20 protein-coding genes are annotated in these 22281 nt (G+C 47.3%); 2 read left to right on the forward strand and 18 right to left on the reverse strand.

What is annotated here, in order from left to right; translation table 11 throughout:
- Positions 1-17: 17 nt before the first annotated feature.
- The 6 genes from MKX36_RS23390 to MKX36_RS23415 form a co-directional block, all read right to left on the reverse strand.
- Positions 18-242 (reverse strand): hypothetical protein, encoded by a 225-nt coding sequence (locus MKX36_RS23390; protein ID WP_340865832.1) that lies wholly within the window; start codon positions 240-242, stop codon positions 18-20.
- Positions 235-1452, reverse strand: a complete 1218-nt coding sequence (locus MKX36_RS23395; protein WP_340865833.1) for a Ger(x)C family spore germination protein — start codon at positions 1450-1452, stop codon at positions 235-237. Before MKX36_RS23395 ends, MKX36_RS23390 begins: the two co-directional genes overlap by 8 nt.
- The gene (locus MKX36_RS23400) at positions 1452-3077 is read right to left on the reverse strand and encodes a spore germination protein (protein ID WP_016822789.1); all 1626 of its coding nucleotides are present in this window, start codon (positions 3075-3077) and stop codon (positions 1452-1454) included. Before MKX36_RS23400 ends, MKX36_RS23395 begins: the two co-directional genes overlap by 1 nt.
- A gap of 179 nt (positions 3078-3256) precedes the next feature.
- Entirely contained in the window at positions 3257-3595 is a 339-nt protein-coding gene (locus tag MKX36_RS23405; protein ID WP_019688877.1) for a hypothetical protein, read from the reverse strand.
- A 15-nt stretch (positions 3596-3610) separates the two neighbouring features.
- Entirely contained in the window at positions 3611-4324 is a 714-nt protein-coding gene (locus MKX36_RS23410; protein ID WP_340865835.1) for a pirin family protein, read from the reverse strand.
- 70 nt (positions 4325-4394) lie between these two features.
- Complete coding sequence (locus MKX36_RS23415) at positions 4395-5252, reverse strand: LysR family transcriptional regulator (RefSeq protein ID WP_016822786.1); 858 nt, start codon at positions 5250-5252, stop codon at positions 4395-4397.
- A gap of 180 nt (positions 5253-5432) precedes the next feature.
- Here MKX36_RS23415 and MKX36_RS23420 point away from each other — a divergent pair, with 180 nt between their 5' ends.
- Positions 5433-6419 (forward strand): DMT family transporter, encoded by a 987-nt coding sequence (locus MKX36_RS23420; RefSeq protein ID WP_025366067.1) that lies wholly within the window; start codon positions 5433-5435, stop codon positions 6417-6419.
- Between the two features lie 87 nt (positions 6420-6506).
- Here MKX36_RS23420 and MKX36_RS23425 read toward each other — a convergent pair whose 3' ends face one another.
- The 10 genes from MKX36_RS23425 to MKX36_RS23470 all read right to left on the reverse strand — a co-directional run bounded on the left by MKX36_RS23425 (position 6507) and on the right by MKX36_RS23470 (position 17324).
- Entirely contained in the window at positions 6507-8495 is a 1989-nt protein-coding gene (locus MKX36_RS23425) for a methyl-accepting chemotaxis protein (RefSeq protein ID WP_340865836.1), read from the reverse strand.
- 158 nt (positions 8496-8653) lie between these two features.
- Positions 8654-9061 carry a DoxX family protein gene (locus MKX36_RS23430; RefSeq protein WP_013373539.1) on the reverse strand — a complete coding sequence of 136 codons (408 nt, stop codon included), beginning with the start codon at positions 9059-9061 and terminating at the stop codon, positions 8654-8656.
- A 119-nt stretch (positions 9062-9180) separates the two neighbouring features.
- Positions 9181-10041 carry a M56 family metallopeptidase gene (locus MKX36_RS23435; protein WP_290409763.1) on the reverse strand — a complete coding sequence of 287 codons (861 nt, stop codon included), beginning with the start codon at positions 10039-10041 and terminating at the stop codon, positions 9181-9183.
- A 3-nt stretch (positions 10042-10044) separates the two neighbouring features.
- Positions 10045-10458, reverse strand: coding sequence for a BlaI/MecI/CopY family transcriptional regulator (locus MKX36_RS23440; protein WP_340865839.1), 414 nt, complete (start codon positions 10456-10458; stop codon positions 10045-10047).
- Between the two features lie 141 nt (positions 10459-10599).
- Positions 10600-11439: a response regulator transcription factor gene (locus MKX36_RS23445; protein ID WP_340865840.1), complete on the reverse strand. Its 840-nt coding sequence runs from the start codon at positions 11437-11439 to the stop codon at positions 10600-10602.
- Positions 11415-11810, reverse strand: coding sequence for a Fur family transcriptional regulator (locus tag MKX36_RS23450; protein ID WP_013373543.1), 396 nt, complete (start codon positions 11808-11810; stop codon positions 11415-11417). Before MKX36_RS23450 ends, MKX36_RS23445 begins: the two co-directional genes overlap by 25 nt.
- A gap of 405 nt (positions 11811-12215) precedes the next feature.
- Positions 12216-13340, reverse strand: coding sequence for a GerAB/ArcD/ProY family transporter (locus MKX36_RS23455; RefSeq protein WP_340865842.1), 1125 nt, complete (start codon positions 13338-13340; stop codon positions 12216-12218).
- On the reverse strand, positions 13337-14446 hold the full coding sequence (locus MKX36_RS23460) for a GerAB/ArcD/ProY family transporter (protein WP_340865845.1): 1110 nt from the start codon (positions 14444-14446) through the stop codon (positions 13337-13339). The genes MKX36_RS23455 and MKX36_RS23460 overlap by 4 nt, the downstream gene beginning before the upstream one ends.
- A gap of 24 nt (positions 14447-14470) precedes the next feature.
- Positions 14471-15646 carry a Ger(x)C family spore germination protein gene (locus MKX36_RS23465; protein ID WP_340865846.1) on the reverse strand — a complete coding sequence of 392 codons (1176 nt, stop codon included), beginning with the start codon at positions 15644-15646 and terminating at the stop codon, positions 14471-14473.
- A 43-nt stretch (positions 15647-15689) separates the two neighbouring features.
- Positions 15690-17324: a spore germination protein gene (locus MKX36_RS23470; protein ID WP_340865847.1), complete on the reverse strand. Its 1635-nt coding sequence runs from the start codon at positions 17322-17324 to the stop codon at positions 15690-15692.
- A 226-nt stretch (positions 17325-17550) separates the two neighbouring features.
- On the opposite strand from MKX36_RS23470, the gene MKX36_RS23475 reads away from it, so the two are divergent.
- Positions 17551-18642, forward strand: coding sequence for a diguanylate cyclase (locus tag MKX36_RS23475; RefSeq protein WP_340865848.1), 1092 nt, complete (start codon positions 17551-17553; stop codon positions 18640-18642).
- Positions 18643-18729: 87 nt separating this feature from the next.
- Here MKX36_RS23475 and MKX36_RS23480 read toward each other — a convergent pair whose 3' ends face one another.
- Together MKX36_RS23480 and MKX36_RS23485 are read right to left on the reverse strand one after the other, a co-directional pair.
- Entirely contained in the window at positions 18730-19227 is a 498-nt protein-coding gene (locus MKX36_RS23480; RefSeq protein ID WP_318300760.1) for an Rrf2 family transcriptional regulator, read from the reverse strand.
- A gap of 66 nt (positions 19228-19293) precedes the next feature.
- Positions 19294-22215, reverse strand: a complete 2922-nt coding sequence (locus tag MKX36_RS23485; RefSeq protein WP_340865849.1) for a glycoside hydrolase family 3 C-terminal domain-containing protein — start codon at positions 22213-22215, stop codon at positions 19294-19296.
- Between the last annotated feature and the right edge of the window lie 66 nt (positions 22216-22281).

Raw genomic sequence — 22281 nt, forward strand, 5'->3', positions numbered from 1 at the left:
GGCATCCATTACACGATTTACAACGCGGTGGGGAGCCACTTGTCAATAAATCGGGTCAGCCAAGTAGCCACATAAACAGTGCTCTTCGTCGATGTGCCGTAAATCCAGATACCAATGCTAATGACATACAGTACGCGGGAGACCCAGCGATTGACGGCAGGTGCATTGCTAATACGTTTACGGTCAATCAGATACATGAAGAGCATAGCCAGCAATAAAGGTAATAGAAATACTTTATTCATTCTGGATTTGCTCCTTTTTGACCCCGAATGGTTTGGTGACCGCCCCGATATTCTCAATATGCACGACCGGATCTATGGTGACCTCCACCTTGGGATACAATTGCGCCCACTGAGGTTTAATCCGTTTCCACTCATCCGGGTGATTGGTAATAATAGCCCGGCCCAGGCCAAGCACGTCTGAATGATACTTTTGCTGAATTTCCTTGACAGCCTCTCCCAGCTCCCTCTTGATCTCCTCGACCGTCTGCTGCTCCAGCCACTTCAAATTCTCCTCTCTGGAAATATCGAAGCTCGTCTCATTTTCCTTCACATTCCCATTGCAGTTCATATGAACCGTCATTCGAATCTCGTCCCCCCGAATAAAGGGCTCGATATGGACTTTATTTTCGATGAGATGCACAGATATGTAACCTCTACCTTTGGGAGGGGGGATAAAAATTTCTGTTTCCTTGGCTTGCTCCATACCCAACAGCAGAAACCGACTGAGGTGATTATCAATAACCCCTGTTAACCTGTCTTGTCGAAAGACAGCCAGTCCATCGACCTGAATATTTGTCTTCTTGTCTTTAAGACTATCAGGCCCATTCTTCACCAGAGACATTACCGGCACTACCGGATCAATGCCTTCCAGCAGGACGGAATTCATCAGCAATTTAACGGAACGAGGTTTCTTCATATAGGAAAAGTTGAGCTCACGCACCATTTCCGCTGGATATTGCTCAATCGGAGCATCTGCCTGAAGCATTTCCATCGCTGACCCCTTTGTAATAACAACAAGGGAAGACAGGCGGTTCTGCGGAATACGTGCAATGACATCCATCATTTTGCTAATCCCTTCTCGTGCCAGCGTCTCCCCGAACAGCAGCACCCGTCGATGAGAGTAATTCAGTGTTCGCGAAACCTCTCGCTGTTCCTCAGTACTTGCTCCCCGGAAGCTTGGACCTGTTTTGGACTCCAGGTAGTAGGACTTCGTACCACTGGTACCTCCCCCTCCTCCTGTGCTACCCGAAGATCCGAGCTGTCCGGGCAGAGCAATTTGCATCGTTACCCGGTATTGATCGCCTTCCTTATCCAGTCCGGTACCCATCACAAAGGCCACATCATTCACTTCACGGCGATCCCAACATCCTCCCAAAAGAACAGAACAAAGCAGTAGACAACAAAGTACAGCTGCTTTACGTATTTGCTGTGTATTTGATGTGGGCTTCATCACCATCCCTCCTCGGTTTTAGGCGATCCATTCATCTCTTTCTTCGCTCGTTTGTTGTTGTCCTTACCAATCCATGAAGGACGTTTGGTCATTTTCCACCAAGGTGCACGGACGATAATATCCTTTTGATCCATATGGTTGTACGGGCTATATCCACTCATATAAGGGACACCAAACGATGTTAGCTTGGTTAGGTGCGTAGCAATCAGCGTTGTCGCAATAATGATGCCAAACAAGCCAAATAAACCAGCCATCAGCATGATTGGAAATCGCAGCAGACGAACCGTAATGGCAAAATTAAAACGTGGTATGGTAAACGAGGCAATACCTGTGAGCGACACAACGATGACTATTGGCGCCGATACGATCCCTGCCTGTACCGCGGCCTGCCCAATAACGAGCGCGCCAAGGATACTGACGGCCTGACCGACCGTTTTGGGGAGACGAATCCCTGCTTCCCGTAATGCCTCGAAAGAAATTTCCATCATCAACGCTTCCACCAAGGCTGGAAAAGGGATGGATTCCCGAGCCGCCGCAATACTCAATATGAGTGTCGTTGGCAGCATATCATGATGATAGGTCGTCACCGCTACATATAATGCTGGCAGAAAGAGAGCCATGATGAGAAAAAGAAAACGAATCCAGCGCACCATATTACTGATGAAGAAGCGCTCGTAATAATCTTCGCTCGCTTGCATCATTTGCCACATCGTGACTGGTCCAATCAGGGCAAAAGGCGTGCCGTCCACAAAAATGGCAAACCGTCCTTCCAGTAATTGCGCGGTGACGGTATCGGGACGTTCGGTGTATTCCATTTGCGGAAACGGTGAATATGGGTGATCCTCAATCAGTTCCTCAATATATCCAGTCTCCAGAACACCATCAATTTTAATATCGCTGAGGCGCTTTTTAACATCCTCCACCAGCTTCGGATCTATGATCCCTTCAACATAGGTAAGGACGACGCTCGTTTGAGTTTCTGTTCCGAGGGTCATGCTGTGCATCTTGAGCTTGGAGGTCTTCAGCTTGAATCGTAGCAGTGCCGTATTCACGCGAAGCGTCTCCGTGAAGCCCTCACGCGGCCCGCGAATAACAGCCTCGGTCTGCGGCTCCTCCACGCCACGGCGAACGCCTCCCTTGGCGCTGAAAATATAAGCACGAGCCGTTCCATCTACGAACAGAGCGGCATTGCCGTCCAGTATCGCTGCCGATACCTGCTTCCATTCGTCCATCGTTTTGGTCTGGGACATGGAAATACGAGTCTCATCCAACGGCTCCAATTTGCCGTTCACTTCAGGGTCCTTGAGCATCATGCCCAAGATGACAGGCCGCAGAATATGATCCTGCAAATCTTCTGATTTTACCGTACCTTCGAAATATGCCAGCAACCCTTTTCGTTCAGGGGAAATCATGAGCTCTCGGTAGACGATATCAGAGCATTCCTTGAAAATATCACGCATTGCGACCCTATTGTCTTCTAGACTGCTGCGCAGTGGCTCTTCCAGCCATGAAGACTCAGGCAGCCCTTTGGGCACACGAGCATTTCGTGTTTTGCGTTCAGCGGCTGGAACCGCTCTCCGGCTCCACGGTAGCTTTGGCAGCTTGGGAAAGCGCCCTTTCTTCATCGTTAGTCCCCCCTTTACGAATAAACCGATCAGTTAATATGACATATAGGATGTACCAGCCTGCAAAGGATTATGTATCCAATGAACTCACCATCTTGAACTCATAACAAAAAGACCCTGCAATGATGCAGAGCCTTCGAAAATCGATTATACATCCGAACATTTATGATTAAGAAGATTTAGTCTCCCCAATACTCCTCGGGGTGGTATTCAATCTCAGAACCGGCTTCGAACGTAAGCTCACCGATCTGAGCATGATATTGCACACTTTCCGGGGTGACGTAATACCAATGCTTTACCACGAATCCGCCATCTGCGGGCGTTACAAAACGAAATACGTTCAGCTCCTCGCTGAAACGCACAATCGCCTCCGCTGCCTCACTCGGCAACTCTTGAAGCGTGAAGCGAAACACGCCGTCCGCCGATTCCAAACGACAATCGAAACGCTGCTTGCGGCTGTCAGCAAAGCTTCGCCCTGTGACGGCATGCTTGATCAGCCATGTTTCCTGCTGCGCCATTGTGCGCACCTCCTTTTAGGGCAAATCAATCAACATATAAAAAACAGAATCCTCTGCCTTCAGTGATAGCTTCGGCTCCTCCCCTATACGAGCAGAATCTCGCTCTTGCAGAAGATGCTCACCGTTGACACGCAGTGAGCCCTCGATAACGAACAGGAACACGCGCCGACCCTCGGCCTGTGTAAATTCTACTTGTTCCCCGGGCTGAAGCTTGCTTAAATAAATCGTTAAATCCTGATTGATTGAAGCTATCTCACCCTCCGTGCCGGGTACACGCTTTCCAGCAACGACAGGCAGGAGCTGACCTTGCAGACGTTCCGTATTGAACGTTGTAGTCTCATAGGAAGGTTGCAATCCTCTTGTGTGCGGACTAAACCACAATTGCAGCAGACTGACATCCTCGGTTTGCGAAGCGTTGTGCTCCGTATGAATGATGCCATGCCCCGCTGACATTCGCTGAATGCCTCCAAAACGGGTCACCGCCACATGTCCACGGTTGTCTTCATGACGCAGCTCCCCATACAGCACAATGGAGACAATCTCCATATCGCTGTGCGGATGTGCCCCAAAGCCCCGACCCGGTGCGATGACATCGTCATTACAGACACGCATAGGACCAAACGCTGTATTGTTCTCATCCTGATACTCCGCGAATGAAAAGCTGTGGCTCCCCCGCAGCCATCCCTTATCGAAGCTGAATCGGGAAGCAGCCGGATATATTGTAAACATAATAGCCCTCCTTCAAGGATGAACAATGAGATCAAATCCCTCTCATTGTACCCGAGCCCAAGCCATAAAGCTACGCTTCTGTCTGAGTGGTAATCTCATCTATAAAAGACTGCAAGGTACTGGTAACGAAGGCCTCCTTACGGCGGATAAACACCGTTGTCACTTCATTGTAAGGCTCAGGGATGGCATGACCGCACACAAGACCTTGAGCCACCAGCCCGCTGATCGAGGATTCGGGGAAGACGGTCATTCCAATGCCTGCCGCTACACTGCCGATAATCGTCTCAAATGTCCCAAACTCCATGATCCGCTTGGGGATAATCCCCTCCATTTTGAGCCAGGTTTCCAGTCTTCCCCGATATCCGCAGCCTTTTTTATATACCAGGAGCGGACGAGTTGTAAAATCGTCAACCGAAAAGTCATTTCCTTGAGATACGAGGACCAGCTTTTCCTGAAATACATCAAACTGTTCAATGAGCGGATGCTTGACTGGTCCGGTTACAAAGGCTCCATCCAGTCGCATTTCTGCAACCTCCTGCACCAGTGATTCCGTAACCCCAGCCTTGAGGGACAATTCGACATCCGGGTACTTACTGTAGTAAGCATGTAAAATGGCCGGAAGGGCAATGACAGTCTCCACGATACCAATCTCCAGTACCCCTGAAGGTGTGGATGTGTTCTGAAACGCATGCTTCATTTCCTCAAATTGCGATAAAATGCTTTTCGTATATTGCAGCAGACGCTTGCCCTCAGCATTGAGGATCATCCCCCGCTTATGTCTATAAAATAAAGGCGTCTGCAGTTCCTTTTCCAGCAGCTTGATTCTGGCCGTTACATTGGACTGGACGTAGCTAAGCTCGGCTGCAGCCTTGCTGACACTGCCATGTGCAGCCACCGTCTGGAAAATGTTTAAATCGTTCAGATCCACTACTGTTCCCCCTTATTGTGAAGGGCAAGGACCACCAAAATTGACGCGCCTTGTCACTTATCATCATTTTAAATGATCATAATGTTTATTTTCAATCATTTTACCAACAGCTTCCTATCCTTTATGATGTGTCCATAAGATATGTCCGCTGAGACCGGCAAGGAGGAGCTTTTGTACACCATGAACAAACAGATCATGACCGGATCTTTACTATGCCTGATCGCCAGTATGTCCTGGGGGGCGATGTTTCCGGTTTCGCACATTGCATTACAGCATATTAATCCACTGTACTTTTCATTTTTGCGCTATTTATCGGTTACACTCATATTAATAGTGCTATTGTGGCTCAAAGAGGGACGGACTGCATTTCGCTTTGAGGGCAAGGGCAAGGTGTTATTGTTCTTCGGAACTATGGGATTTACCATTTATAATATGGCCGTTTTCCAGGGACAGCACGCGATGGGGGCAGCAGGTACCCTTGTAGCTGCTATTATGGAAGTGCTAATGCCGATGATCTCCATTGCGATGGTGTGGATCATGACCCGTAAAATGCCTCCAAAATATACATTAATCAGCATGTTGATTGCGCTGGCTGGGGCATTACTGGTTATCACGAACGGCAAATGGACCTTTTTCACGCTTGCCGGACAACATCTATTGGCGCTGCTGCTTATTTTCGTGGGTGTCGTCGGTTGGGTCGTATATTCCATGGGAGGCAGTCATTTTGCAGGGTGGTCTACTCTTCGATATTCAACCTTGACCTGCCTGCTTGGAACTCTGGTTTCTTTTGTAGTCGTGACCTTTGCCTCTGCTTTCAACTGGATTGCAGTGCCGGATTGGCAGCACGTATGGTCAGTCAAATACGAAATGAGCTTTATGATCCTGCTTCCAGGGCTAGCGGCCTTGCTGAGTTGGAATGCCGGAATCCGCAAGCTGTCTCCGCTAAACGGTATTCTATTTATTAATTTTGTACCGATTACCACGCTGGTACTTATGTATTTCCAAGGTTATGCCATTAGCCGTTTTGAACTGTACGGGACTGTACTGGTCATTTTCGCACTGATTCTGAACAATATGTTTCAGAGAAGCTCTCTGCGTCCGTCCAACAGCTCACGGGGTGCCCGTTTCCGTCTGAATCGTCGCAAGTCGTTCAACGGTGACTTCTAACCCTGCGACCCAAAGTTATGATAAAACATCAAAAAAAGCGCCTGGATACGGAATATAACCTCCGGTATCCGGGCGCTTTTTATCATTTCAGGATTTTTTTTCAACCTGGAAACGTCCAACCAGTTCGCGCAGCTCCTCTGCCATTTGGCTCAGGTCTGCTGTGGATGAAGCAATTTCCTCGATGGAAGCCAGCTGTTGCTCAGCCGCCGCTGAGATCGACTCGGTGTTGCTCGCTGCCTCGTCCGAGATGTGGGAAATATCGCTCATAATATCTGCGACGCCTACAGTCCCCCTCGCCATTTCCTGAGTCACTCCGGTAATGTCATGGATATGCCCCATCGCGCGTTCGACAGCCTGACTAATCTCTGCAAAGGAATGCTCGGATGTGGTTACCGAATCAATACCTTCGGATACCCGTGCCCGCGCTTGTTGCATCGCACCCAGTGCATGGTTCATATCCAGCTGCATCGCTTCAATGCGCTCCGAGATCAAGGTAGCTGATTTGGCGGATTCCTCAGCCAGCTTACGTACCTCTGTAGCAACCACGGCAAAACCCTTGCCATGATCCCCAGCGCGTGCGGCCTCAATGGATGCATTCAGTGCCAACAGATTGGTCTGTTTGGCAATACCAGATATAACACTGATAATATTCACGATTTCACCGGAGCGTTCATTCAGCGAGTCCATAGCCTGTCCCAGATCATGAACAGTCTCGTCGATGTCATGCATCTTCTGTACAGCCTGCGTAGCAGCCCTACTGCCTTCCTGTGCCGACTCGGCATTCATTTTCACATGTTCAGATACGCCCACCATGCGCTCGGATACATCCGCTGCTTGCTGAGCCAGCCCCTCCATACTCACAGAGCCATGCTTAACGCTTTGCAGCTGACGTTCGCTGCCTACAGCTACTTCTTGAATAGCAATTGTGACATGCTCAATGGCTTGGGTCGTCTGATCTGCACCCGCAGCCAGCTCCTCTGCCGAAGAGCTTACCCGGTCTGTCGTTTCACGCACGCTTCGAATCATCGTGCGCAAACTATTCACCATGGTTTGAAAGTGAGCTGATAGTTCGCCTACCTCATCTGTTTTTCCTGTTTCCAAATCGCCCGTCAAATCTCCTTCACTGATTCGTTCTGCTGATTTTTGCAGCTTACGAATCGGAACCAGAACCGAACGGGTAATTAGGAAAATCGCGATAAGCGCAATTACCAACGAGGCAGCCAGCACGAAAATCGTTACATAACGAATGGCAGCGGTGGCATCGCTAATCTCGGATTGATAGAAGGTGCCTGCAATTTTCCAGCCGGTATCCTTATTCGTTACATAGGTCAAATATTTCTCGCGACCTTCATGCATATATTTAAAATTCCCGCTCGGCGCAGTATACAGCCTATCAAGTGAATTGTCCTGAGGAGATGAGCCTGGTTTAACCGTAGGATGGACCACGAATTTCTTCGTGTGATCCAGAATGAGGATATATCCCTCCTGACCCACTTTAATGGAGGCCAGTTTACGTACACTTTCCAGATTCAGAGAGATCCCGATCACGCCAGACTGGTCGGAAAGCGTCTGGGATACGATAACTACAGGAATACCTGAAGAATTGATGATAACTGGGGTGATCGCTACCTTGCCCGGTTGCTTCATCGCTTCGATGTACCATGGTCGTGTGCGAGGATCAAATGTCCCTTCGTCCTTTTTGGGCACCCCCCGGATCATCAGCCCCTTCGGTGTTCCCACAAAAATATCCTTCGCGTCTTCGTGTAAGCCTATGTATTGGATCAGCTTGGGCTGAATCAAGGGACTATTTGGTCCGTCAATCATCGAACCGTCGAGGCGTTCCGCCAAATATCGCACATCTTCAATTTTACTGGCGATTGCATATTCAATCACGGAGTTAGCCGTCGTTACCCCCTGATTTGCACTGCTGTAAAGCTGTTTTTCCATAGCATTATATGATGATTCATAGGTTGCAATGGAAATACTTAAACTTGGAATCAGCAAAACAAGTAAAAAGCCTAAAATCAACTTGTTCCTGAGTGTCCATATGGTCTTTCTTTTTCGCGTTGTTGCCATGTATCTTTCTTCCCCTTTGCTCAAAAAGCGATATTATTTCATTACATTCCATGGAAGTTATATCGGCAGAAAGTAGCAAATCATTTACAAAGAATTTTCATAAAGGAGAAAAACAAAAACCGCATCCTATGAGACTAAGGATGCGGTAATATGAACATTTAGACCTGTACGTTACTATTTTCAGCCTTTTTACGGCCAAACAACTGATCCACCGCCAGAAAACGCCCACCGACAAGGGCTTGCTGAAGACTGGTGAACAAAATCAGGAGATCAAATTCAATCGAGCCAAAAGGCTGTCCTTTTTTTGCAGTCAGCAATACACCGATCATTACGATGGTCAATGCCGCTCCAGCCAGTCGTGTTCCGATACCCAGAACCAGTGCAATCCCTCCAACCAACTCAACCGTAGCGACCACAGGAGCCATCCAGCCAGGGAGTCCGAGGCTCTGGAAGAAGCCGGAGGTTCCGTCTAGTCCCTGAAACTTTTGTGCACCGTGAACGATAAAAATAACTCCTGTAAAAATTCGTACCAATAACAATCCAATATTCGCAAGCGTTTGATTCATAAGCTCATCTCCTTTAAGTTGTATACCGATTAGATAATTAACACTACAAAATGTAGTGTTATACATATCAAGAACCGGTAGCGCACAAGGCGCCACCTTCTATGATACATATTGCCAAACTAGATTAACGCCAGTGTAAACATAAGCGTTAACATGACGAGTACATAGCCTGAAAACATAATCGAACGCCAAGGCATCTGAATGGTCGGCTTTTGTTGAGGGTCTAGAATACGTGAGATACGATAATTAATGGACGTCTCTGCAAAAGAGGAACAAGCGGCGGAGTTTACCAGACGGGCATTAGCGGGTGTCATACTCAGAAGCTTGAGCAATGCGCTCCCAATCCCAACCGGTGAACCGGCTCGGTAAATCGCTTCGTTGTCCGCCAAGATTTCACGGGCCGTCTTGTAATGGTTGGTAATGTGACGTAGCACCGGCAAGTAAAACAGCTGTGTAGCGCACATTTGCAGGAACCAGGTCTTCAATGGATCATAATGCTTCATATGATAGGCTTCATGGTATATAACCGCTTCTTCCTCATGCTTGTCCAGTACGGACAACAGTGCAGAGGACAATACAATTCGCGGCTTCCATAACCCCATGGTGAAGGCAGCAGGCTTGGCATAATCAATGACCCAAATTCGATCGGTCCCGAGTTCGCGATATCGCTCACCCAGTGCTTCGGTCAACGGCAGGTCGCGCATTCGGTGCAGTCTGCGGAAAGCCGCCCTGGTAGCCATGCACTGTCTGACTGCTTCTCCTCCGGCGATAGCGAAGGTTACAAAAACCAGTCCGCTGAGCGCATCCACCATGTAGCCGATTCCGTAGTGCTGCAACAAACTTCTGCAAATTTGAAACACGTTAAAATTCAATTTCCAGCCGAAAACATGCTGCCCGGCGTACATCCCCATCTGCATAAGGGCAAAACCCGAAATCAAGGCGCCTGCTGTAAACAGTAATTTAGAACGTGTTTTCCACATCGTCTACATATCCTTTTTCCATTGTTTAATTTTTTGTTCCAAACGTTCGATCAAAATCGGGTCAGCTACTTCCAGAGCATCAATCATATGGTTAACAGCAAGTGGACCAAATTCATCCACCAGTTCGTGACTCAGCTCTTTGGATTGCTCATCCATAAACTCTTCTCTGCTTAAAACAGGACGATATAAGGACGTTCTCCCGCGTATACTTTTGCTCAAAATCCCCTTTTCCACTAAACGGTTCATCACGGTCATTACCGTATTGAAGTTAAAGTCCCGATCCCCCTCCAATGCGGTCTGCACTTCTTTGATACTCCGATCCGAAGCGGACCATAAAATATCCATGATTTTGGCTTCCAGAGGCCCAAAAAATCGGTTAAGTCCGGTTTCGCCAGCTTTAAAATTCAGTCGTTTCATAAGAAGCACCTCACACTACCGATTGTAGTGTATGTATCCTGATAAAGTCAACTGTCACACCTAGTGTCAGCTTTAGGCACCGTATACAAACCGCCGAATGGTATCCATCCGGCGGAATTTATCGATACTCATAACCTTCCGTTAATCTGCTAATCTGTATCCTACACCTCTTACGGTTGCTATATATTCAGGCTCCGCAGGTCGATCGTCCAGCTTCTTGCGCAAACTTTTGACATGCACATCCACAACATTGCTGCCGCCGACAAAATCGGTTTCCCAGATATCATGCATCATTTGCTCGCGCGAGATCACTTTTCCTTGAGAATCTATCAGCTTCAATAGCAAATCGTATTCCGTTTTGGTTAGATTCAATGGATTCTCTTCCTTATATACCAACATTTTATCACGGTCAATCCAGATATCCTTGAACACTGTACGATGACTGGTTTGCGCTGCCTGGCGGGAAATCACCGGATGACGCACAATCATCCGCTCAATGTCATGCACCATTTGGTTGGATGCTAGTGGCCATATCAGTACCTCTTCCGAAGGAAGCAGCTCATGCGCACGTAAAGACATCCGATCCTGAACCACATACATGACTGGTGTGTCTTTCATATATTCATGCTCAAGATCATTGCGGATACTCAGCAATTCACGCCGTGGATCAGTGGCGGTCAAATCGTAAATCAAGAGGTCGCTCCCCAAATGACGCTGCACTTCAGGCTCCCAGCGATGGAAGACCATTACGTCAAAACACGCATCTGACAACGTACGCACCACACCGTGGACTACACCCGGTACGGAACTGATCAGGATGATGCGACGCGTGGTCGGACAATACAAAGGTTCATTAGAAGGAACGGTCTGCACCGCAGGTGTAGACGGGTTAGACAACATTGATGTCCAACTGCCCTTCACCCGTCTAGGCATGTCAGCCACTTTAATACGATTCGTTACTTGATTCGCTTGCTTTGACATTCCTTACACACTCCTCCGAATACGACATGGGCATGGGCAATCGTATATCCCGTTTCATGCGCAACCGTATCAATCCAATCGTGTGGGACTTCACTCATCACTTCATCTACTCGGCCGCATACCTGACAAATAATATGCTGATGATCGTCCATCCGACCGTCATAACGACTAGCAGCTTCCCCTAGTTTCAGCTCACGGATTAATTCCTTATCCGTTAAATAACGTAATGAATTATAGACCGTTCCATAGGCCAGATTATATCCGCGCTCCATCAGCCGATTCATAACATCGGCAGCAGTAGGATGATCGTGAGCCTCACGGACCACATCATATACCGCTTGGCGCTGCGAAGTTAAATTTAAAGTTCTCATACCGCATCTCCTTAACCAACGCAGATTATATTTATTACAAACTTATAATCACAATAAAAATTAATTTAGAATAAGTATAAATCTTAATTTATTTCAAGTCAATGAGATCGGATAAATTGTGCCGCTTTGCAACACAATGTATACATGATATACATTTAGCTCATGGAGGGATGTTTGATGAAAACACTTTGGATATTTATGCTTTTTATGCTGCTAATGCTTGGGACAAGTGTGTCAATAAAATGGCTTTTCGGTATTCATCATCCTTGGGAACCTATTTCATTGGCTTTTCGTACTATGCGACCATCAGAATATATTGTGCTGGTGGGAATGCTCATGGTGCTCCTTATAAATGTAGGCAAAAAGCCAATAGGAAATGCATTTCGCTTCCTGTTCTCACAATGGTCACGTTTCCTCAAAGTTTCCACTTCTTCCTCTGCTCCTCCGCAAGAGAGCCATCAGAAAGAACAAACAAGGGAAAACGTAAACAAATAATGGGTGAATATAAATGAGGGATAGTCGTCCAAATTCAAAGTGCTCACTCAGGCTCGTTGCCCCTATCTGTGACCATAGTAAAACAAGAATACCGCAAGGTATCAGCGCTTTTCGGTATGGTAAACCAAATACATCCGATATACCTACCACTACAGCATAAAAAAACAAAGCCACTTTAAAAAAGTCTCCGATGATAATGGACATCAGTACAATAACATCTGGACGCTGCACATATTCCGAAAGCTGCACATTCGCAAATGTGCTTAATAATGGAAAAATAGAGCGTTCCGTTATACTCGTACCCAGCACGGTTACATTTAATATTGCAACTTCAACTAAAACGATACCCCCGGCTAAAATACTCACGTATCCGGCTTTGATGAGCTGTGAAGGTTTTTTTACACAAGGGACAAACATCATGAAACAGATCATTTCACCGTATGGAAAAGCCAAACGTTCCCTTATAGCTGACATGAGAACAGGCTTAACCCCCTGACTCATTACGGGCATCAGCTCCTCCAGATGAATACTGCCTGATAAGACTAATAACGTATTCCCTAAAATCATTACAAGTATGATCACTGCAATAAATACTTGTCCTGTACGAGCCAACACTTCAAATCCAAGCCAAAGGACATAGATTGTACATATAACCATCAAAAAAGCGACGACCAGGCTTGGGGTTTTTTCCAAAATAGAAACACGCACCAATTCAGTCTCATCACGTAAATTTCTGCTGGTCAAATACAAGAAAAACACAATATAGAGTATTCCTATAACTGTTCCGCCCGTCTTCCCGATCAATTGACGGGCATACGTGGTCAACATCTGGCCAGGAAACATTTCTGCTGTGTAGGTGTACATTCGGAACAAAACAATCCCGATAGCCATAGCGATCATCTGAACAATCCATGTATTTCGGTCATATTGATTATCCATATTAATAATGACCGCATTCCCTAGAAGAAAATGGAACATGAGAATGAGCATTTGTCCGGTACTGATGTATGTTTTATTGGCAAGACCATTACTCACGAGACATTCTCCTTTCCCCTTTTATTCCGTGTCTTTTTCAACCATGACAAAGTAAGCAGCAAAAAAGGAAAAAATACGGCAAAAATCGGAAACAGCCATTTCAGCACAAACTCGCCTGTTTCAAGATGATCTTGATAGCCCAGTGCCATCAATACACAGGAGACCAACATGATCAGCCCAAAGGGCAGGATCAGCTTATGGTAAGACATTCTCAATACATCCTCTGCCGCTTTAACCGCGGCATAATAAAAAATGAAGATTTTGAAAAAATCGAAGATAATAACGGTCATAACGCCGATGACATCGACTCTGTCAATAAAATCAGATATTTCGACCTTGCTGATCATAGAGAGCAAAGGGTAAGTAGCCCGTCTGAACACGTCCTCTCCTAGTACAAGTACATTGGACAACGTAACCACAGACAGGAGTAGCCCTCCTAGCAATATAGCGGAGACTCCGACCCCGTTGGCACGATAGCCCTTTTTTAAAGTGGGAAGGATCATCGCGAACGTAACCATCTCACCATACGGCAGCATTACGGCTTGCGAATAAACAACTTGCCATATCGACTGCCAGCCGTGCTCGGCTATGGGTAGAATATTGTCTATATTCACAATACCCGCCAACAAAATCAATATATTCGTAACGAGACCCAGCAGCAGCAGCAAAATCAACATGATAATGGCTGTCCGGCCTGCAACTTCGATTCCCAAATACACCACATACATGACAAGTCCAATCATTAAGGCACAAATGACTGTCAATGGCGTATGCTGAAGTGTCCGGTCAGCAATCAGGATCCCTGTGTCCCGAAGATCCCGTGCTCCGCCATAAAGAAAAAATACGATATATAAAAAGGCAAGAGCCCCCCCTGCTTTCTTGCCCAAAAGAACTCTGCAATACTGTGTCATGAGCAAGTTAGGAAAGCGTCGGTGAAGGCTGCCATAACATACAAAAAGCACTGCCCCGAAAATCGTGGAAATGAGGATGGCGATCCATGCATCCTTACCCGCATCCCTTCCGGGAATAGACATCATGGATGTGCCCAATTCAAACAGCACCATGAGAGAGATCATTTCTTTTATACTTATCTGTGTCTTTTTCATCGCCTTCCCTCCTTCCTGATTTCACTAGTTGGCTTCTCCCCTTGAGTACGGGTTGGTTCGCGACTGTGTATGCTTCAGTACCGAAGTCACCTGAACACGAACGGTGCTTTCTGCAAAATAACGGCTCCATTCGGAAGAGCGTTTTTCCCACTGTTTGGGGTACTTCCTTTCCAGAGCAAGGCCTAACCCGAATACATCGCTTCCGGTACGCTGAACCTCTTTGACCGTTGATAAAATGATTCTTTTCATTTCCTCCGCCCATTGCTCCTGCAATTGTTTCATTACCTCCGGGCTTTTCAAGTTAATGGAACACTCGGCTTCCTGAACCGCCCCGGTTTGCTTCAAATGAATTACAAAAACAGGATCTCCTTGCTCCATCTTACTGTCTATAGTGGTTTTAGAAAATAAGGTTTCAATACTAACGCTTCCCCCTTTCTTATCACAACTCAATGTTGTTTCAGCACTTTTTACCTTGTTGTTGATCAAAGACAGGCCAACTGCTCGGTCATCGTCCAACCAGCGGACAAGACGGTCTTTTTGGAACACTCCCATCCCTTTAATGCGAACAACCGCTTCCGGTAAAACATTGTCCACATTGTCCTTCCGTGAGGCCTGCTCCAAATTTCCATTTACTTCTACGCCCGTAAGTACAGGACCGCCCCCTTTATTGGACATGCTGCGAATGACATCGTCGACACTCACCGCGTAATCCCCAGCGTACAAATTTTGAGATATTTCCAGCTTTCCTGAAATATCATTAGCAGGAATACGGCCGATCGCAGTCATGGTTGTTAGTACATCCTTTCCTGTCTCACCGCGCGCTATCAGCATTTTTATCGTCAGACGGGTCTCCGTATACCTTTCCAGAAAATCCAGCGTGTCCCCAATTCCACGCCGTGCCAACTTTTCTCCGATGACGACCAACCTGGCATGCGCCAGGGAAATAATCCGTGGAACCTTTTGCGAAGCCTTGCGGATCGCTTGAAATAGACTTTTCCCTCTTTCCCGATACAAAACGACAGGGGTATCTCCTCTCGCTTTGGCCCCGGCGATTTCATCTGCCACGATCACTTGCAGGGAAACTTCGTAATCCGACTCCCCAACCATATCAATTCCTATCCCCGCTACTACTGCTCTCTGGTTTAACTCCACAGAATCCCAGCAACCGGATAACAATGGAGCGAACAGTAATAGGACCAAACACAGTCTCCCTATTCTCCCCTTTAAGGTTACTGCACTTTGTTCATTCCTCTTCCCCTGATACACCCTGATTGCCCCCCTCCTGCATCGGCGTGGTTTTATCCGAAGGGGAATTTCCGCTTCCATCCTTCATTCGTTTCTGGTTCTTAGACGTAATGCTTTTAGGACGTTTCTTCATCATCCAGAATGGGAGTCGCAATACGGCATCCTTTTGACTCTCCAGCACAAAAGGACTGAAAGGCGCCATGTAGGGCACCCCGAAGGAACTCAGACTGTTCATATGAGCGATCAGCGCAATCAGCCCCAATGTGATGCCGTATAGCCCCATAAACGCAGACAGTATCATGAAAATAAACCGGCACAATCTCCCGGCCACTGCCATGTTATAGGCCGGGATTGCGAAACTGGCTATTCCCGTCAGGGCTACTACAATCGTGAGCAGCGGGGTGACAATCCCGGCTTCCACGGCCGCTTGACCCAACACAAGCGCACCTATAACAGATACCGTTTGACCACCTGCACGCGGCATACGAATACCCGCCTCACGCAAAATCTCAAAGGTAATCTCCAGAATAAACGCCTCTAGAAATGCCGGAAAAGGAACGGATTCCCGCTGAGCCAATATGCTGATCAGCAATGGAGTCGGTATCATTTCATAGTGATATGTTGTTAAGGCAATGTAGAGAGAAGGCCCCAAAATAAGAATAATGAAGCTGATATATCTAATGAGCCGAACAACCGTCGCCATATCGTAACGTTCTTCATAATCCGAAGAATTCTGAAAAAATTGGGCAAATACTGTAGGCATCACTAGTACAAACGGAGTTCCGTCTATAATGAGCGCCACTCGGCCCTCCATAATATTGCTGCTGATGGTATCGGGTCTTTCCGTGTTAAAGATCGTTGGGAAGGGTGTGAAATGATTTTCTTGTATCATCTCCTCAACCATGCCGGACTCAAATACAGCGTCAATATTGATGCTTTCTACCCGTTTACGAACCTCATCCACGACGCGTGGATTTGCAATATTCTTCATGTACAGCATGGCCACATTGGTGAGGGACGTGCTTCCCACTTGGAACATCTCCAGTGTGAGATCGGAGCTTTTAATCCGTCGCCGGACCAGAGAAATATTCGTGAACAGGGATTCTACAAATCCATCTTTCGGTCCTCTGACGACTGTCTGTGTTGTTGGCTCGCTCACCGCGCGTGTCTCTCCCCCACGCGTGCCGCACGCAATGGCTTTTGGGCAGCCTTCCAATAGGATGATCGTGTCTCCCATTAACAGTTGTTCCATCATGGAACTCCAATCATCGCAGTCCTTCACTTCTCCCAGTGCAAGCGCGTGACTCTGTATTCTTGCGTACAGCGCTTCTGCGCTCTCCACCTCAGCAGCCAATTCAGCAGATGGGCGGCTAAGCATGGATCTCATGATGAGTTCATTCACCGTATCCGTTTTGGCCATACTATCCAGAAATACAATAGCGGCGGGAACATTCGCCTTAATCCCAACTTTAAAGCGGCGAATCAGAAAATCTGGACTATCTGACGTCAATTTCTTAATTTGCTGCAGGTTGGTTTCCAAGCAAGTCTCGATTTTTAAATAGCGCGGAGAATTTCCATTATTCTTATCCGCACCCAATTTTCTATTATGTTTGCGATAGGGATAGCGAATCATGAGCAAACCTCATCTCCAAAAATGGCAGCAGTAAACACTACCTATTTCCTAATTAATGTATCTTTGGAGTATGCTCAATCTATTCCCAGTTATGCACCAAGTACAGGATCGAAACATTATAAGCCAACCTAACGTAATAAATTTCAATTAAATTTTTCTTTTTTAAGCCTAATGTCAGTTCTTTTTGATAAAATGAAGGAATATGCCTCTCGGGAGGGTTAGCATCTTGTTTAGTACGTTTTTTGTAAATACCTGTATCCTTGTCACCTTTTTGTACATAACCGGTCTTATTTCGCAAAGGTATAAAATCCGCCTACACACCTTAACGCACAAGGTACATTGGATTGGTGGCGCTCTTTTTGGGTGCTATGGCATTGTTATCATGTACTACTCCATTCCAGTAGGATTTAATACCATCGCTGATCTTCGACATCTGGCTATCGTAGCTACCGCAACTTATATCGGCGCCCCAGCTGCGCTTATGGCAACGCTTTTTATATGTTTAGGCAGACTATTGCTGTTTGGTATCAACACTCAAGCCATCGTAGGCGCCATTTTTATGCTGCTCGCTGGTCTGGGGTGTGCTGTACTGTCACATTTATCCTGGTCGCGTTTACCCAAGCTGATTATGATGAATGTTTTTGCTTTGGGCATTATATTCTGTCCCCTTATGATAAATTTGAAAAATCTCGATGATGTTCTGCACGTGTATCCGCTCCAATTCTTCATTTCCATGGTCGGCGGATGTCTTCTGTACCTCATTGCTGAATCTATCAACACATCCAATGAGCTGTTACTTCGACTGGAGCATACCTCCTACACAGACCATCTCACTAATTTAAGCAATAGAAGACAGCTTGAGTTCTCATTGGAAGAGCAGCTTCCTCAAGCTCGTCAACGTCATGAGCACTTATCTGTACTGGTGTTGGATATTGATCACTTCAAGGAAGTCAATGACACCTATGGGCATGCGGCAGGAGATGCAGTGCTGCGCCAGCTTGGGCAGATTTTAATGGAAAAGTGCCGTACTAATGATGTAGTCACCCGCAGCGGGGGAGAAGAATTCACCGTACTCTTGCCGAATTGTGCTTTTCGGCAAGCATTACGCATAGCTAATCAGATTCTTAGCGGAGTAAATCAGTATGAGTTTGTTTTAGCCGACGGACTTATTCTTAAAGTTACCGTGTCCATCGGCGTGACCACCTTCCCTGGTACAGGAGAAGATATATCCGGAGCAGCCCTGCTGGAACAGGCGGATAAAGCACTATATGAAGCTAAAAAAGCAGGACGTAATCGGGTTTGCTCCTATGAAATATAATTTGAGGCATGACCTTTACACAGAAATAGCCGATACAACCCTCTCTTGAGGATCGTATCGGCTATTATCCTTTTAAATGAAAAGATGTTAATCTCTTGGGGAAGGTGAATTGGTATCCTTATCTTCAATATGATTGCAATTCCCTACCACAAGTGATGTACGCTTGGCGAGCGAAGCAAGCGTATGAGATTCCCATACTTCCAGCATACGACGTTCACTCTCAGCTAAAATCTCAGATACGGCGATCGCCAACTCCCCGCAAAAAGGGTTCGTCTCCGGTTCATGCATCATCCCCGGGAAAATGGGATCACATATTTCAATGGCGTGGTATATATCAGCAAGTGTAATATGATCCGCCGAACGGGTAAGCACATAACCTCCCTCGCGCCCTTCACGTGCTGCAATCAAATCAGCCTGCACAAGCCGTGTCAGCACCCTGCGCACCAAAGTGACCTCGCAATCAATGGAGCGGGCAATAGAACCGCTGGCACAAAGCTCCCCGTGTTTTTCCAAATAGACAAGCGCCTTTACCGCAATTCCAAGCCATTTGGGCGTTGCGGTGCGTAGTCTTTTTTCATTATTCAAATGAGATGACACCCCTAAGCTGTAGAAACTTCGTTGAATGCATTGTACGTGATGTCAGATGTAAGTTCAAGCCTGAAAGCCGGAACCCTCTGGATCCCTAACGCCCAAAGTAAAATGACCTAGTCGCACTTCTCCACTAAGTGACAGATAAACATCCCGGATGCCGGAGGTTGACTGTACCTTTTCCGAGAGTGTCACCCATGCTTGTGCCCCTCCTGTATTGCCCACATTGATGCGTGCCACAGCTTGGCTGTCTGGCCCATCCAAATGCAGTTCAATGGCTGCATCACTGCTGTTGCCTGACACGCGGCACTGAAACTCGGCTACACTCACCGTATTCATGTCTACGCCATGAAAAGCAATCCAACCAGAACGTTGCGCTGAACGGGGACGTACACAGGCCTCCCTTTGCTCCTTGCTTTCATCCAGCAGGATGTCGAAGCAATCATCAAAGTTTTCAGCTCGTATCCTTGGTCCAGCTTGCCGTGGTGGAATAACTTCACCTCGAACGTACACAGGATGCTCCAATCGAATATCTGCTGAGGAGGCACCTGCCAGCAGTGTATATTCACCCGATTCAACGCAATAACAATCCCGTGTGACATCCCAAATCGCCCAATCCTTTACCCGAACCGTAAAAGAGACCGTTCGCGTCTCACCTGGCTCCAAGCGAATGCGTTGAAATCCACACAGTGTCTTCAACGGGCGCTTTACGCGCGAGGCTTCAGAGCGTACATACAGTTGTACAACCTCTTCGCCAGCAGCTTCCCCCCGATTCGTCACATCTACCCACACCTGGATAGTATCTGCGGCGTCAAGTGTAGCCATAGATTTAACGTTATCCTTATGGGCGTCTGTATGCAGATCACTATATTCAAATGGCGAATACGTTAGCCCGTGTCCAAATGGATATAACGGTTCACCTTCAAAATATTGATAGGTACGACCGCCACGAATAATATCATAATCCCTGATATCACCCAATTGATCCTCATTCTGAACCCAGGTCATGTTCAGACGCCCTGCGGGTGCGTAATCTCCAAACAATACATCCGCTATGGCTGTACCATGCTCTTGTCCCGCATGAGACGTATATACGATCGCTGGAATATGCTCTTGAAGCCAAGGAATCGCAAAAGGATAGCTGCCCGTCAGAACCACAATCGTATTCGGATTGACGCGATATACTTCCTCGATAAGTCGTTGCTGGGAAACAGCAAGTTCCAGGCCTGGGCGATCATTCTCTTCCTTTCCGTTAATGAGCGGGTGATTTCCAACGAATACAATCGCTGTATCTGCCGCTTGCGCAGCGGTTATCGCTTCCGCTAAGCCATCCGATACCGTCTCAATACGGAAAGTCGTACGGTCGGAGTCTGTGACGTTAGGTGCAGGAGTTGCGGATTCCATCACCTTTAAGGAGCCTTCCGTTCCTGCGATCACTGGCTTACCGTTCCATGTGGTCCACAGATGCTCCCCTGTTTCCACAGGAGTCAGTCCAAAGACCTCTTTAACATACCAGCCATACGCTTCAGCAGCTGTCACACGAAGCGTCTCCTCATCGCTCGTCACATAGGTACCCAGATGTTCATCATGCAGTGTCACGCTGCCATAGCCCCAATCTGTCATGGTCAATACCGTTGGCTCTCCATCCTGGGACAAGCGCATATCGCCAGAAGAATTAACTATGAGCTTCGCGCCATCAGTCGATGCCGTCAAGGTCACACGATCTTTGGCATCGGAGTACACGACACGTTCCTCCGCGCCCCCGCTTTCCAGCTTGGCACGAATCGCCTCCAGCGGTGTAACCCGGTAAGGTAGCGTACCGGAATACCAGTCGCGGAACACCTCATTGCCATGCAAACCAATGACCGCTACTTTGCCACACTGGGCAGGGTTCAATGGCAAAAGTTCCTGCTCATTTTTGAGCAGTACGATCTGCTCCCTCGCCGCACGCAACGACAATGCACGGGCTTGCTCTGTCATTAAAGCCTCCTCCCCGATGGAGGCATAGGGATTGTCTGCCGCCGGATCAAATTCCCCCAAACGAAAACGAACACGGAACGTATGGAACAATGCCCGATCCAAGTCCTCTTCTTGTAGCGAGCCCTGCTCCAAAGCTTCTCGAATCGCCTGCTTGGAGAGCTCTGCATCATCGGTAATGCTGTCAATTCCAGCGCGAATAGATTCAGCCACGCCCGGCGTATGGGAATCGTAATATTGATGGTCGTTTACAATCCCCATCACATCACCCGCATCACTTACGACAAAGCCGTCCATTCCCCATTCGCCTCTGACAATATCGTTAACACCATGGTATAACGTAGCAGGCGTCCCGTTAATCAAGTTGTAAGAAGTCATCATCGACTGGGCTCCGCCCTCCGTAAAAGGCTTCTCAAATGCTCTTAGATAATATTCTCGCAGGTTTCGTGGGTCTATGCTGGAGGAGCCAATACCCCGGTCCACTTCATTATTGTTACCTAGAAAATGTTTTAACGTCGCAACCGCTTTCAAATATACCGGATGATCACCCTGTATCCCTTTGACTAACTCCTTCGACAATTCTCCCGTCAAATACGGGTCTTCGCCGTAGGCCTCCTCATTCCTTCCCCATCTTGGGTCACGCTCCATATCCACTGTAGGCGCCCACAGGGTAAGACCGTTCAATTTTGGATCACGACGATAGTAGACACGCGCCTCATCTGCAATAACAGAGCCGATCTGACGCATTAACTCCGTATCCCAAGTACAGGCCAAACCCACAGGCTGAGGAAATGAAGTGGCCTCCCCCAACCAGGCTATCCCGTGTGCTGCTTCCGTACCGTGCTTGTAAGCTGCAACTCCCAAACGGTCAATGGCCGGCTGGTATTGCAGCATAGATTCGATCTTTTCCTCTAAGGTTAGTCGCGACACGAGATCCCGTACACGCTCATCTAGTTGAATCTTCGGATCTTGAAATAAATATTCGATACCCGTTGTTTCATGACTCAAATCCGTCATCTCCTTAGCTTCATTAAGATGATAAAAAGTTATGCACGAAAGCGCTTTAATATATCA

This window comes from Paenibacillus sp. FSL W8-0439 (assembly GCF_038008995.1).
GTDB classification, from domain to species: Bacteria; Bacillota; Bacilli; order Paenibacillales; family Paenibacillaceae; genus Paenibacillus; species Paenibacillus polymyxa.

Excerpts from the sequence above, each read along its gene's own strand:
- MKX36_RS23390 (WP_340865832.1), bottom strand. The coding sequence starts at position 242 with ATGAATAAAGTATTTCTATTACCTTTATTGCTGGCTATGCTCTTCATG.
- MKX36_RS23410 (WP_340865835.1), bottom strand. The coding sequence starts at position 4,324 with ATGTTTACAATATATCCGGCTGCTTCCCGATTCAGCTTCGATAAGGGA.
- MKX36_RS23450 (WP_013373543.1), bottom strand. The coding sequence starts at position 11,810 with ATGAGAACTTTAAATTTAACTTCGCAGCGCCAAGCGGTATATGATGTG.
- MKX36_RS23440 (WP_340865839.1), bottom strand. The coding sequence starts at position 10,458 with ATGAAACGACTGAATTTTAAAGCTGGCGAAACCGGACTTAACCGATTT.
- MKX36_RS23460 (WP_340865845.1), bottom strand. The coding sequence starts at position 14,446 with ATGAAAAAGACACAGATAAGTATAAAAGAAATGATCTCTCTCATGGTG.
- MKX36_RS23420 (WP_025366067.1), top strand. The coding sequence starts at position 5,433 with ATGAACAAACAGATCATGACCGGATCTTTACTATGCCTGATCGCCAGT.
- MKX36_RS23425 (WP_340865836.1), bottom strand. The coding sequence starts at position 8,495 with ATGGCAACAACGCGAAAAAGAAAGACCATATGGACACTCAGGAACAAG.
- MKX36_RS23395 (WP_340865833.1), bottom strand. The coding sequence starts at position 1,452 with ATGAAGCCCACATCAAATACACAGCAAATACGTAAAGCAGCTGTACTT.
- MKX36_RS23400 (WP_016822789.1), bottom strand. The coding sequence starts at position 3,077 with ATGAAGAAAGGGCGCTTTCCCAAGCTGCCAAAGCTACCGTGGAGCCGG.
- MKX36_RS23405 (WP_019688877.1), bottom strand. The coding sequence starts at position 3,595 with ATGGCGCAGCAGGAAACATGGCTGATCAAGCATGCCGTCACAGGGCGA.
- MKX36_RS23470 (WP_340865847.1), bottom strand. The coding sequence starts at position 17,324 with ATGATTCGCTATCCCTATCGCAAACATAATAGAAAATTGGGTGCGGAT.
- MKX36_RS23435 (WP_290409763.1), bottom strand. The coding sequence starts at position 10,041 with ATGTGGAAAACACGTTCTAAATTACTGTTTACAGCAGGCGCCTTGATT.
- MKX36_RS23430 (WP_013373539.1), bottom strand. The coding sequence starts at position 9,061 with ATGAATCAAACGCTTGCGAATATTGGATTGTTATTGGTACGAATTTTT.
- MKX36_RS23445 (WP_340865840.1), bottom strand. The coding sequence starts at position 11,439 with ATGTCAAAGCAAGCGAATCAAGTAACGAATCGTATTAAAGTGGCTGAC.